Source organism: Corynebacterium sp. c7Ub_26 (genome assembly GCF_053760365.1).
The window spans coordinates 359,117-372,139 of record NZ_JBSNBL010000001.1 but is presented as its reverse complement, the minus strand read 5'-3'; the positions used below and the strand labels follow the sequence as shown (position 1 = coordinate 372,139).

The window sequence follows — 13,023 nt, the reverse complement described above, 5'->3', positions numbered from 1 at the left end:
GTCAGTTATCCTTCGTCATCCGGTGTCGTATCTGCGTGTTCTTGTTGTTCGTCGGGGTGAGCCATTTCTGGCGGTGCGGTCATGAGGTGGTGATAAGCGTCTTCGAGGTCACTGCGTGCACTGAGCTGCCCCACCGCCCCATACGAAACCCAACTGAGGACTTTCATGAGGGCTTGTTGGTCGTGGTCTTCCAGTGCTGATGCTTTCTTCACGTCCGGTGGATCTGGGTAGTTGGTGGGCACGCCCCAAAACGTCTCGGGGTCGGTCTGCTGGCCATCGACGCCATAAGCAGACAAATTGCCCCCACCTGCATCCCATCCACGTCGCGTTGTTGCGTTGTTCTGTCCGAATGCATCAGAACTGGGGAGATCTGGAGTCGATGACGACGTCCCGTGTCCAGTCTCTGGGTATCCCTGGGCCTGATGGACTCGCCGCGAGATGTCCGCTCCGGTGGTGGTGGCTACGCGGAGAATACTGAAAGGGTCAGTGGTGAACTGGTCTTGCAGATATAGGCCAACGGCATAGATATGTTTGCACCACGGATCCAGATCAGGGCAGCTGCATGACCACCGTGCATCATCGAACGGGAACAGCATGCTTTCTAGCCGACGATCTTCCTGCAGCTGCACAAAGCGGTCATAGGCCTGGTCATCGTCGGCCAGGTACTTAATAGCGTGGTCGACGGCATCGGGGTCATGCGGAACATACGCGTGGATGGTGAACGGCTCCGGCTGGGACCCCATCACCTGCGCGACTACCTGCCAATCCTCGATATCTACCCGCAGGATGGAGGCCTGTCGGAAGTAATCGCGGCCTCGTTTTTTTCTGCCGGCCTCGGTGTTGTCATCGAGTTGACGCATGATTACTGAGGCTGGCCACGGGTGCGCGCTGCGATCGTCGCGGCCACGAGGACGACGAGAACTAGAGCGTCGCTTTCCCGCTGACTGTCGGTTCGCTGACGTCGCGGGTACGGCACGCTGAGATTGACGTGACCGTCGGTTCGCTACCGAGTTTTCTTGCCCGCCGGTGTCGGCCTCGGTGTCCCGGTATCGACCGAAGTTCAGGTAGATAACGTTATCGTCGACGGTGAGACGGCGACGCTTATCGCCTGATCGCGAGTGATTATGTGGTGTGTCACTCATGGTGTCTCCAGGCATTGCTGGTCGTTGGCAGGCTATGCCGCGCCCGAGCGTTGGTGTATTCGGACCGAATTGGCTTTGTGGATTCCTTCATGGCGACCAACTGGATCAGCTCATCGTCTGGCAGCTCGGAAATCCAGGCCTCACCAGTGCCGACAACAGCGCTGGCCAGCTGGAGTTTCCCTTCGATAATATCGTTGATTTTTTCTTCGATCGTTCCTTTACTAATTAGCTTATACACGCTGACGTCGTGTTCTTGGCCAATGCGATACGCACGGTCCGTGGCTTGATTTTCGACGGCCGGATTCCACCACCGGTCCATGTGAATAACAACACTGGCTCCAGTGAGGTTCAGGCCGGTTCCCCCCGCTCGGAGGGACAAAATCATGATCGGCGGGCCCGCCGGTGAATTAAAAGTATTCACCATGCGGTCCCGTTCTTTTCTTTCTACCGAGCCGTTAAGAAAAGGCACGTCAATTCCATATCGGTTGTTGAAATATGTTTTGAGCATATTCCCGAACACGACGAATTGGGTGAAGATCAGCACCTTTCGCCCCTGCTGGAGCGCTTCATCCACGAGGGGTTCGGCGGTGGCGACTTTGCCGGAACGATGGTGGGTTCCGTCCAAGAATGGTGAGTCGTCCCCCAGATACTGCGCGGGGTGGTTGCATATCTGTTTTAACCCCGTGAGCAGTTTAAATATGAGTCCACGACGATCCATTCCTCCCCGTTTGGACTCGAGTTCCTTAGCCACTGTGGCCGTGACGGCTTTATACAGGCTCGCCTGTTGTGGAAGCATCTCTGCCACCAACACGGCCTCGTTCTTTTCGGGAAGATCGTCGACCACAGCGGGATCGGTTTTCACTCGCCGGAGAATGAATGGTTGCGTGAGCGTTTTTAAGTCCGCTGTGAGGTTGTCGTCGTGGTACCGCTCAATGGGGATCGAGTATCGGTCGCGAAACTCGTTACGCTTCCCAAAGAGGCCTGGATTGCAAAAGTCCATCACTGCCCACAGCTCATCCAACCGGTTTTCGACGGGTGTGCCGGTCAGCGCAAGCCGGTGGGATGCCTGCAAGGTCCGGACAGCTTTCGCGTTCTTCGTACTGGGATTCTTCACTTGCTGGGCTTCATCTATAACAATCCGGTGAAAGTACGTCCGCCCTAAAACCTCTTGATCACGCGTCGCAATGGCATACGTGGTGACAATGAGGTCGGTTTCGGCGATCTTATCCGTCAGCGCTTCACCTTCGAGCCGCTCCGGACCATGGTGTAAGTAAGTGCTCAAGCCCGGCGCGAATTTTTTTGCCTCCGCAATCCAGTTCCCTATCACCGATGTCGGAGCGATAACAAGAACCGGCCCTGAGGGCACCGCATTTTCTTTTTCATAAGCCAATAGCGTCAGCGTCTGCAGTGTTTTTCCGAGGCCCATATCATCAGCCAGCACGCAGCCAAGATGTTGCGACGTCATCCACGCGAGCCAATCAAAACCTCGACGCTGATATTCTCGCAGTTCAACAGTGATTCCCGACGGCGTGTCCATGCGCTGAGGCGCAATGGCTTTATTCACTCCGATGAGCGCACTAATCCACGTCGCTACTTCCACCATCACGCTGGCGTCGTCCGTGTTGGGATCGTCGGGATCCTCTTCGCCGTCGCCAGGTGACGCCGCTATTCCGTCGGCAATAGTTGATCCTGTTTCGCCATCGTCACGAAGATCGCGACGAATCTCGTCGGTAGCGCGACGGAGCTGGCCTACTGTCACCTGGCTCTCGTCGGTACTGCTGTTGTCCTTGCCAGAAGTCCTGTTTACCAGGGACGATAAGTGCTTCGATGCCGCTTTGAGCACGCGAATATCGGCCTGCACCCATTTCCCTCGGATGTTGACGAGGTCCGTACTGGATTGGAGGAGGTCATCTACCTCGGCGGGCGATAGTTGGGTGCCGCCCATAGATGCGGACCATGAGAAGTCCAAGAGCTGGTCGAAACCCAGTTTCGCGTCGCCTGGCCCGTTCACCACCGCGGGCTGCGCTGATAGTGAGACTCGGACTTTTTCTTTTGTCCATGGCGCCGGAACGAGGACGCGGAACCCTATGTGCCGAAGCGCATCTGCACCCCGGTCAATGAATTCCACAATGTCGTTCGTGGATAAAAGGTAGTCACGCGTATCAGGGTCAATGCCATACGTGGCGAGTTGCGGCCACACATGGCATGCCCGCTCTAGTTGCTCGTCCACACACTTGCGAAGAGCAGGGTCATTGATCGGCTGCGGGATGGGTGCGGGCGCGTCGGTACCCGAGCGGTAAGCCAAGCGGATCCGCCACTGGATTTCGGGTTCAGGCTCCGCGGTGGCACCGAAGTCATGAACGTTGTCAGTTGTACCGATCAGGCGGGACGCGCCTTCATCGCGAACTATGTCCGCCTCCGCCAGATCACGGGCTGCACGCGGATCTGCGGGGTTGAGACGCGGTTCTTCCGTTTCCACATCGTCGGGTTCGTGGACAATAAAGATGAGGTCATAGCTTTCCGACGACATTTTGCTACGCCACGTATTGATATCGACGACCATCGACCCAGTCGCCCGATCCAGCGGCGATCCGTCGATAAGTGAGCGGACCAAAGGTTGAACAATCTCCTCTTGATCGGGCATGGACACCAACGTCCGCCGTGCTAAGGCGTCGATAAGTGGGACGGAAATTCGTTCAGCGAGATCACGGCCGCCGGAAAGCGTCAGCACATCTGGTGTTGTTTCAACCATCTGGGCCAGCCAGACACGCTCCGCCATGCCGACGGCGGGCTGCCACATCGGAATCCATTCCTGGTCAACCCACTGCATTCGGAACAGGACGCGCCCGGACATGCGGAGTTTTTCCAATCCGCGCAAGAGTGTGAGCACGAATTCCGTTTCCGGTGCGATGCCCACGTCGTCCGGGAGCTCATCATTGTCCTGCAACCGGGCTAGCGCTATCAGGAACTCAACCGCCTGATCCGGAGTGAACTCTACTGTCGGGATCGTCAACTCGCGGAGCCGCCCCTTTGGCGTTGATAGCACAGCATGTGCACGCCGTGGCGCCACGGTCCGTCGACCACGATTGGTTAACGCATCCAGAATGACCTGCGGAAATTGGTCACGCGGCAAATCAGAATAATTAGCCACCACCTTGTGGCCATCGGTCTCCTCCACCCACACATGCATGCCGGAATGCACCGGCCACAAAACATGGAGAAGATACGCAGTCATGGTTTCATTGATACCAGGCCCACGAGACAAACAGTCGAGACATCCACATAACACCGTCGAACATATTTTCGATAGAATCGCCAAAGCCACGTGACAACGACGTGAAAACCACGAAAAAACTAAGGATCAGTGTGGGCAAAACAGCCCCGCCGGATTTGATACGCCTACTTATCCGTGACACCCTGAAAACGCTCTTTTATCAATCCCCAATTTTTCTATTCGTATTTGTTCGTATTCTTTGTCCCTATTCGTAGCGGTTCATGATTGGTGGAACTGCTGTCCCAGCACGCTAACCACCGAGGAGTCTTTGTGAGTCAACAAACGTGGTTCATTATCGCCATGGTGATTTATCTGCTCGCCATGCTTGCGATAGGTCTGTATTCGTTCCGTCAAACTGATGAATACGACGATTACATGCTTGGCGGACGCGGCCTGCACCCGTTCGTCGCCGCCCTCTCCGCCGGAGCGTCGGACATGTCCGGCTGGCTCCTCATGGGGCTGCCTGGCGCCATGTACGTCTCGGGCTTCGGCCAGCTGTGGATGCCCATCGGCCTCCTGATCGGTTGTTGGGCCAACTGGAAGTGGACCGCCCCACGGTTGCGTTCCTACACGGAGATCGCGGATAACTCCATCACCATTCCGTCGTTCTTGGAAAAGCGGCTCAACGACAAGAGCCATGCGCTCCGCATCGCCGCTGGCCTCATCATTTTGATTTTCTTCACCTTCTACGTCGCGTCGGGAATGGTCTCCGGCGGCAAGTACTTCCAGTCGACGTTCGGCGGCGACTACCTCGTCGGCATGCTGGTCATTGCGTGCGTGACCGTTGCGTACACCTTCATCGGTGGTTTCTTGGCTGTGTCCTACACGGATACGGTCCAGGGCCTGATCATGTTCATCGCGCTGATCCTAGTCCCCACCTTCGCTTTGCTGCACATGCACGACGCCGGCTCAATCTGGACCTACCAGACCCAGCACAACTACGGCTTCCACGAAGCATTGAGCTCCAACCCCCACTGGTTCTCCCTGTTCAATGGCGTGTCCTTCATCACCGCCATCTCAGGATTGGCATGGGGCTTGGGTTACTTCGGACAGCCACACATCATTGTCCGCTTCATGGCCCTGCGTAAGCCCTCCGAGGCACGATCCGGGCGTCGCTATGGCGTTGTGTGGATGTCCCTTTGTATCATCGGCGCAACCATGGTGGCCGTCATCGGGCCTTCCTTCTTCGGCCAGGACCCCTCAATCCACATCGACGACACCGTCAACTACGAGACGATCTTCCTGGATATGGGACAGATCCTGTTCCACCCGCTGATCGCTGGTCTCATTTTGACGGCGGTTCTCGCGGCTATCATGTCGACGATCGCTTCCCAGCTGCTCGTTGTCTCCTCTGCGCTGGTTGAGGACATCTACAACGGTCTGATCAACAAGAACGCGAGCCACAAGACGTTGATCAACCTCTCCCGCGCTGCCGTGATCATGGTGGCCGTCGTCGCTGCCCTGCTGGCTTTGGATCCGAACAGCCAGATCCTCAACCTGGTGTCCTTCGCCTGGGCCGGCTTCGGTTCTGCCTTCGGCCCGATGGTGGTGGCCGCACTGTACTGGCGTCGTCTAAACTACCAGGGTGCGTTGGCTGGAATGGTCACCGGTGCGGTCGTGGCCTTCGTTTGGGGCCAGTGGATCGTTGACACGCCATTCGGCAACGGGCTCTACGAGATGATCCCGGGCGTCATTTGCAGCACTATCGCTATGATCGCCGTGACCTTGGCGACGCCCGAACCTGACAAGAGCATCACCGACGGCTTCGACGAGGCCTCCCGCCTCGCCCGCGTCGCGGAAGCCAACCCCGAGCTGAACATCGCCACAGCTCAGGAGAAGATCGAGGAAGGCAACATCAAGGCCTAGTTTTCCTTGGAACCTCACCACGTGGAGTTCGTCTAAACAGACGTGCTCCACGTTTTTTCATCTCCACATACTTATTGCCGACGCAGGCTCAGCGTCGTCACTCTCGTTCTGGTCGTCGGACTTCTTGTTGCAACAATCGTCGCCATTAAGCATCGCCCCGAGACCAGCGAGCGTCGCTCCTTGGACGCGCTTCTATCCTCGGCACGAATTATTGACTACCGGACCACAATTCTGGGATATCAGCGCGATAAATTCGGCGACGGGTGGGCACGATCCCCTACCTCACAAGGAACATGGTGCACCACCCGGCAACATGTTCTTCGTGAACAGCTTGATGACATAAAAACGGCTGACACCTGCGACGTTGTCGGCGGGCATGGACTCGATCCTTACACAGGCAAGAGCCTCACCATCGGATCTATCGACATCGACCACATCGTGCCGCTCGCTGCCGCGTGGGACTTGGGTGCGGCACAGTGGTCGCGCGAGGAACGGATGAGCTTTGCCAATGACAGGAAGCGGAATCTGGTGGTGACCGATTCCCATGTGAACAGGACAAAGAGCGACAAAACACCCGAAGAATGGATGCCGCCGAGCACGCGACAAGCCTGCTGGTACGCCACCACCTACGCGAAAGTGATTGTCGCGTACGATCTCGCGCTGACTCAACGGGACGCGAGCGCCCTTCGGGAGGCCTGCTGAGAAAAACAAACAGCAAACCGGGCCCAGCGCATCGTCACGCCACCACGCTCAACGTCGAATCTGACTTCGTGTCATGTCATCGACCCCTCGACCGGCCACTACCCGCTGGCAGGTACCCTATTGACAGACGACGTATTCATTGACGACCCCTGACCCCAAAGAAAAGGACACATCGTGCCTGAACATTTCATGGTGCTTATCCACGTCATTGCGGCGATCATCCTGATCGGCCCTGTCATGGTAGCCACCTCCCAATTCCCGAAAGCTGCACAGGCTGCGCATAACGGTGATGAGTTAGCGCGAGGCAGAGCCCAATCGCTGCACTCGATCACCAAAGCCTACGGATTGTGGTCCTTGCTCGTTCCCCTTATCGGATTTGGTGCCCTCTTTACCGTCGATGGTGCCCTCAAGAACTACTTCATCCACACCGGCATATTGCTGACGGTGATCGGGTGGGGAATCCTCTTCTTCGTGATCGTCCCTAAGCAAAGGACCCTGATCGCGGACCTAAACCTTCTCGACGAAGCCGACGACATCGAACCTGACGAGGTTCCGCCCGCACAATGGGACAAGACCCCGGGAATGCTCAACATGTTCTCCGGGATTTTCAACGCCCTGTGGGTTATCACCGCTATCTTGATGTTCTTCCGACCTTAAGTCGTTGACGCCACAGGACGTATAACTGCGACAAGGCCGACAGCGCAATGCTGCCGGCCTCCATTTGTTTTATTACTGGTCCAGGGCGGGTTCACTCCCGTCCAATTTCCGGTTTAGTACCGGTCGTCGCGACCACGCCCACGGAAACCACGGTCGTTAAAGCCGCGGCCGCCTCGGCCGTTCCAATCCCGGCCACCACGGTTCCGATCATTGCGGCCCCCATCACGACGATCATTGCGACCACCGTCGCGGCGTCGATCTCCACGATCCCATGAATCGCGACCACCGCGGCCGCGGTCATCACGGCCCCGATCGTCACGGCCACGCCCACGGAATCCACGGTCATTGAAACCACGGCCACCATCACGACCACGTGAACGACGGTCACCATGACCACGATCATTGAACCGTCCGCCGCGACGATCGCCCGACTGACGATCCCGCTTGTGCGCACCCGGTCGTCCCGCTGGCGCACCCGGATCCGGCTCGATCTTAATGAGCTGGCCGGACACACGCGTGTCCTCCAACGCCTCAAAAACTTCCATCGGTAGATCCGCAGGAAGCTCAACCAAGGAGTGCTCCGAGAAGATCGAAATCTTACCAAAATCACGGGAGTTGAGGCCGCCTTCATTTGCGATGGCACCCACGATCGCGCCGGGGCGAACCTGCTGACGCTTACCCACCGCGATCTTGTACACAGCCATTTCTTTACCTGTGCGATCCGTGAACCGCGGGGGCTCTTTGCCGCTGAAACGCTCGTTCAGGCTACGGGTATCGGGCTCGCGGTCATTCCGGCGGCCGCGTCGATCATTGCGACGATCGTTGCGTCGGATGGTGTCTTCCTTCAGCAGGAATTCGTCACCCGATTGCGATTGGGTTGCGAGAGCAGCAGCAATATCTGCCAGCGGTGTTTCGTGCTCCTCGGCGTAGGAGTTGATCAGGCCACGGAATAAATCAACCTGCGGGTCCGCCAAGGACTCCGTGATCGACTGCGCAAACTTGGCCTTGCGGGTCTCATTGACCTCATCAACCGTCGGCAATTGCATTTCCTCAATCGAGGACTTGGTTGCACGCTCGATGGACCGCAGCAAACGCCGCTCACGCGGGGTCACGAACAAGATCGCCTCACCCGAGCGCCCCGCACGGCCGGTACGTCCAATACGGTGCACATAGGACTCCGTATCGTGCGGAATGTCATAGTTGACGACGTGGGAAATGCGCTCCACATCCAGACCACGAGCGGCCACATCCGTCGCAACGAGAATGTCTAAGCGACCATCGCGCAACTGATCGACGGTCCGCTCACGCTGATTCTGCGCCATGTCGCCATTAATCGCGGCAGCAGAGAAACCGCGAGCGCGAAGCTTCTCCGCGAGTTCCTCGGTGTTCTGCTTCGTCCGAGCGAACATGATCATCGCGTCGAACTCGGTGACCTCGAGGATACGGGTCAACGCGTCCAACTTGTAGTGGTGGTTGACCAGCAAATACTGCTGGTGGATGTTGTCCGCCGTGCGCTGCTGCGACTTAATCGTAACTTCACGCGGATCCTCCAGGTACTGCTTTGACAACCGACGGATCGACGCCGGCATCGTCGCAGAGAACAACGCCGTCTGCTTATGTTCCGGAGTGTCCGCGAGAATACGCTCAACATCCTCCTGGAAACCCATGTTGAGCATCTCATCCGCCTCATCCAAGACGAGGTATTTGAGCTCAGAAAGATCCAGGCTGCCGCGTTCCAAATGGTCAATCACGCGACCGGGCGTGCCCACCACAATGTGGGCCCCACGCCGCAACCCCGACAACTGGATGCCATACGACTGGCCACCGTAAATCGGGAGAACATGCACGCCACCCAAATGATCAGCGAACTCCTGGAACGCATCCGCCACCTGCAGCGCAAGCTCACGCGTCGGCGACAACACCAATGCCTGGGGCTTCTTCTGCGAGCGGTCCAACCGCGACAGGATCGGCAGCGCAAAAGCAGCGGTCTTACCGGTACCGGTCTGAGCTAAGCCGACAACATCACGCCCCTGAGCGAGGATCGGAATCGTGGCCGCCTGAATCGGCGACGGGGTCTCAAATCCGACCTTCTTCACAGCACGGACGACGTCATCGCTCAAGTCCAGATCATCGAAAGACGGGCCCTCGTCCTCGTCATCATCGGTGTCCGTTGATGCATCTTTGTCCGACGATTCCTTGCCAGACGCATCGTCGTCGGAGTTTTCTTTGTCCGACGTTTCTTTGGCCGGCGCATCCTGATCGGACGCGTCGTCCTGCTCAGACGCATCCTCCGCACGGGTTTCGTCACCGCCGTTTTCGGTCGAAGCGGTGTGCGCCTCATCCCCGCTATCTGCCACGTCTGAGCTCGTCACCGGCTCAGACTTATCCTTCGAATCATCCACCGAATCAACAGAGATCACGTCGTCCAACGTCAACGCATCATCCTCAGCGCCACGTTGCTCGTCCACATTCTCATTCACACTCATGTCAGTGCCCTGCGTCGGGCCTTCACTCTCATTTCCCATTGCGGAGCTTCTGCTCTCGCCTCCCTTAACGGAGTCTGTCTCAAATTCGGTCGGGGTGGTGGGCTCGTCAGCCATATATTTTTACCCATCTATTTTCTGCCCGACATATCCGTTTCAACGCTCACATCCAACGCGCGTAACTTCATCGGAGGCCATCACTGGTGAACTCTCAACCGAGCTGGACACTCAACCGCACTTCGCCAACAGCTTTCACACTCGACTTCGCCAGAGCGTTCTGTCGCGCAATTTGCCCGCGGGTCACCCGAGAGCGCAAAAGATCGCAACAGTAGTAAGGGGAAGAAGGTCAGCGTCGACAAGAAGTAGAACGGTGAACACAGGTCAGAGGTTCACGAGTGAGGACGTAACGGTATTCGTCGGTACTCAACAACGTTTCACATCACGATAGCCACTCATTGGTCACCGGCTGTCTCAACAGCAACGACGACAAGCAGCTATCACACTCCCACGGGCGGACCTTGTGGAGCCATGCCCGTCGGAACCCAAACGCAGGTAAGGCAGGTGCCTATTCGCAAGAATGGTGGGCTCCAGCCGGTGCGCTCAGTCCCCAACAGGTTACGCGTCCGGCCCGAAAAAAGCGATTCGACCTGGTGGCGCGCGTGGCCACACCGGTGGCTAGGCCCGTTAAACCACCGTCATCGGATAGATCAGCAGCAAGAGCGGGGCGATCACGCCCATGGAAATCGCCAAGCTCAGCAGCAAACGGAAGGTCCTATTCTGCTTGTCTTCCTGTACCTGGGCAACGACCAAGGTGCCGGCGACGTGCACAGGGTTAACCACCATCAACGCTGCCGGCGCCGCAATCGCGGCAATGACCCACGTCATGTGCTCGTTCCCTGGGAACGAGCACATCGCGATCGGCAACGCAAGCCCCAACACGCCCAGCGTCGACGATTCAATATTGCACAACAGGGTGGTCAAGTAGACGATCGCGGCCAGGAGCAGGGCCGAGCTACCGATAGACAACATGCCATGCTGGATCGTATCCATCGTGCCTATGTGCTTCATGACACCCAGGTACGTCAGCAGACCAGTCAACAGGATGATGGCATTCCAGGGCACCGTCTTCAGCAGGGCCTTCTCCGGCGGGTTAAAGACCAACTGCAAAATGACGACCATCGCCATCGCGGTCAATCCAACATCCCAACCGAAGGCAATCACGCAGACGACGAACATGATCAAGGCTAGGCCCGAGCAAATTGCATAAACAGGCCGCTCCACGGCATCGTCGGCCGCGCCTTCGACGACCTGCTCAGGCTTCATATTCGCACGAGCACGGCCCCACTTCGTCGCGGTGAAAATAACCTGGAGCACAGCCACGGCAACCACCGCGGTCCCCATCGCAACAGCCCACACGCCCCACTTGGAATAGGACACATTGTGGTCCGCAGCGATCGAACTAATCAGAGCACCAACGGGGTTCAACGGCGACGGCCCCGCCATATTCGCCCCGATAATCACAGCAAGCTCGTTAATGAAGAACATGTGGCGCGTTCGCGACGACACATAGGCCACCATCGGCACCAATAGCGCAATCGGCGCGGTAGCAAACGCGCCCGCCGTCGATAATGCAGCGCCCAAAATGAACACTGCCCAGGGCAACACGTAAACCCGATCCCCTACGACGTCGAAAATTTTGACTATCAACCACGTCAAGGCGCCCGACTGTTTCATATGGGCGAAGAGCAGTGAAACACCGACAATCAGAACAACCAGTTTGCCATCGAAAAACTCGAAAACTTGCTTGGCGTCAACCCCCGCGATCACGGCGAGCGGAAGTGTGGCAGCAAGGGCCAAGATACCGATATTCAGCTTCTTACTGATGGCCAGTAAGAACACAAGAACCAGGAGTACCAACGAAAGTAGCTGGTCAAAGGGCATGAGCGATACCTTCCATCCGTGCGCTCCAAGTCAGGGGTGAGCGGGTATCACAGACGTGCCACTGAAACCAGTAACTATAAGCGCGGACTTCGGGGCATCCTCCGTGAACTTCCCACGGCTCTCTTGTAACGGTACGCTCGAGTGGGTGCGATCCATTAAATCCGACCCCATCACAGCAACAGATACCACCATGTCAACTGGCCAACAGGCCCCCATTCGAGGGCGCAATTACCGACGCACGTCGCTGAAAGTCCTTGCCGCAGGTGGCTCTGCTATCGCTCTGTGTGGCGTCGTCACCGGATGTTCCTCAAACTCGGACGACGACAACTCCACCAGCGTCGTCACGTCGACGTCGACCAGGACTGCTGCCCCGTCGGCACAAAAGAGCCCGGCCCCATCGGAGGACAATGGCGAGGGCCCCTCAATTCCGCCTAGCTCCGCTGCAGACCCCGCCGACGCTAAGCAGAGTGGTGCTGCAAACGACAACGCGCTGCTTAATGCTGTCGTCGGATCTGACAAGAAGAACACCGACGTCAAAGATGTCCGTGGAGCGGGCACAACCAAAGAGCTGGGCGAACCAGCCTTGGCTAGCGGTATGCCGTTCTATCCCCCGGGCGTGCAATTCACCCGCAATGGCAAAACGATGACCGTCTGTAGCCGTGGAAATGACGCGGCGATTAAAAAGGGCATCGAGCAGGTTGCAGCGCTGGATGGCACAAGTTGCGAGTTTGCTAGTGCCGCTGCAGGCGAAGCTTTTAACAAGGTGACCGGGTCCAAGAAACTGAGCCAGGTGACACCGCTATCGATTACCGCAACATCCCCGGTAAGCAATGAGAAGCTCACTTTGAAGTGCGAAAGCCAGGCGGATGTTACGGTCTGCGAAAGCAAGAGCGGCGCATCGGTCTTGATGTGGTAGCAGTGGTGCGGGTGTGCGACGCGGTATCCGTACCGCGCGTGC

At 57.4% G+C, this 13,023-nt stretch carries 8 protein-coding genes; 4 read left to right on the top strand and 4 right to left on the bottom strand.

Translation table 11 applies throughout. From position 1 onward, the window contains the following. Positions 1–5 precede the first annotated feature (5 nt). Entirely contained in the window at positions 6–1,142 is a 1,137-nt protein-coding gene (locus ACWORE_RS01610; RefSeq protein WP_455302244.1) for an SWIM zinc finger family protein, read from the bottom strand. Next, positions 1,135–4,377, bottom strand: a complete 3,243-nt coding sequence (locus tag ACWORE_RS01605; RefSeq protein WP_455302243.1) for a DEAD/DEAH box helicase — start codon at positions 4,375–4,377, stop codon at positions 1,135–1,137. Before ACWORE_RS01605 ends, ACWORE_RS01610 begins: the two co-directional genes overlap by 8 nt. A 309-nt stretch (positions 4,378–4,686) precedes the next feature. On the opposite strand from ACWORE_RS01605, the gene putP reads away from it, so the two are divergent. From putP to ACWORE_RS01590, 3 genes are all read left to right on the top strand, one after another. Further along, entirely contained in the window at positions 4,687–6,282 is a 1,596-nt protein-coding gene (gene putP / locus ACWORE_RS01600; protein ID WP_406604796.1) for a sodium/proline symporter PutP, read from the top strand. A gap of 42 nt (positions 6,283–6,324) precedes the next feature. Then, positions 6,325–6,984 (top strand): HNH endonuclease family protein, encoded by a 660-nt coding sequence (locus tag ACWORE_RS01595; protein ID WP_406604797.1) that lies wholly within the window; start codon positions 6,325–6,327, stop codon positions 6,982–6,984. 174 nt (positions 6,985–7,158) lie between these two features. Then, positions 7,159–7,641, top strand: a complete 483-nt coding sequence (locus ACWORE_RS01590) for a hypothetical protein (RefSeq protein WP_012731940.1) — start codon at positions 7,159–7,161, stop codon at positions 7,639–7,641. 113 nt (positions 7,642–7,754) lie between these two features. Here the strand turns inward: ACWORE_RS01590 and ACWORE_RS01585 are convergent, their stop codons facing one another. Beyond that, the gene (locus tag ACWORE_RS01585) at positions 7,755–10,127 is read right to left on the bottom strand and encodes a DEAD/DEAH box helicase (protein ID WP_455302242.1); all 2,373 of its coding nucleotides are present in this window, start codon (positions 10,125–10,127) and stop codon (positions 7,755–7,757) included. 681 nt (positions 10,128–10,808) lie between these two features. Beyond that, a complete protein-coding gene (locus tag ACWORE_RS01580; RefSeq protein WP_455302241.1) occupies positions 10,809–12,065 on the bottom strand; it encodes an SLC13 family permease in 1,257 nt (418 codons plus the stop codon). Between the two features lie 190 nt (positions 12,066–12,255). On the opposite strand from ACWORE_RS01580, the gene ACWORE_RS01575 reads away from it, so the two are divergent. Then, positions 12,256–12,981: a hypothetical protein gene (locus ACWORE_RS01575; protein WP_455302239.1), complete on the top strand. Its 726-nt coding sequence runs from the start codon at positions 12,256–12,258 to the stop codon at positions 12,979–12,981. Positions 12,982–13,023 lie beyond the last annotated feature (42 nt).

Coding starts and splice junctions, on each gene's coding strand:
- ACWORE_RS01585 (WP_455302242.1), bottom strand. CDS start 10,127: ATGAGTGTGAATGAGAATGTGGACGAGCAACGTGGCGCTGAGGATGAT.
- ACWORE_RS01580 (WP_455302241.1), bottom strand. CDS start 12,065: ATGCCCTTTGACCAGCTACTTTCGTTGGTACTCCTGGTTCTTGTGTTC.
- ACWORE_RS01605 (WP_455302243.1), bottom strand. CDS start 4,377: ATGACTGCGTATCTTCTCCATGTTTTGTGGCCGGTGCATTCCGGCATG.
- ACWORE_RS01610 (WP_455302244.1), bottom strand. CDS start 1,142: ATGAGTGACACACCACATAATCACTCGCGATCAGGCGATAAGCGTCGC.
- ACWORE_RS01575 (WP_455302239.1), top strand. CDS start 12,256: ATGTCAACTGGCCAACAGGCCCCCATTCGAGGGCGCAATTACCGACGC.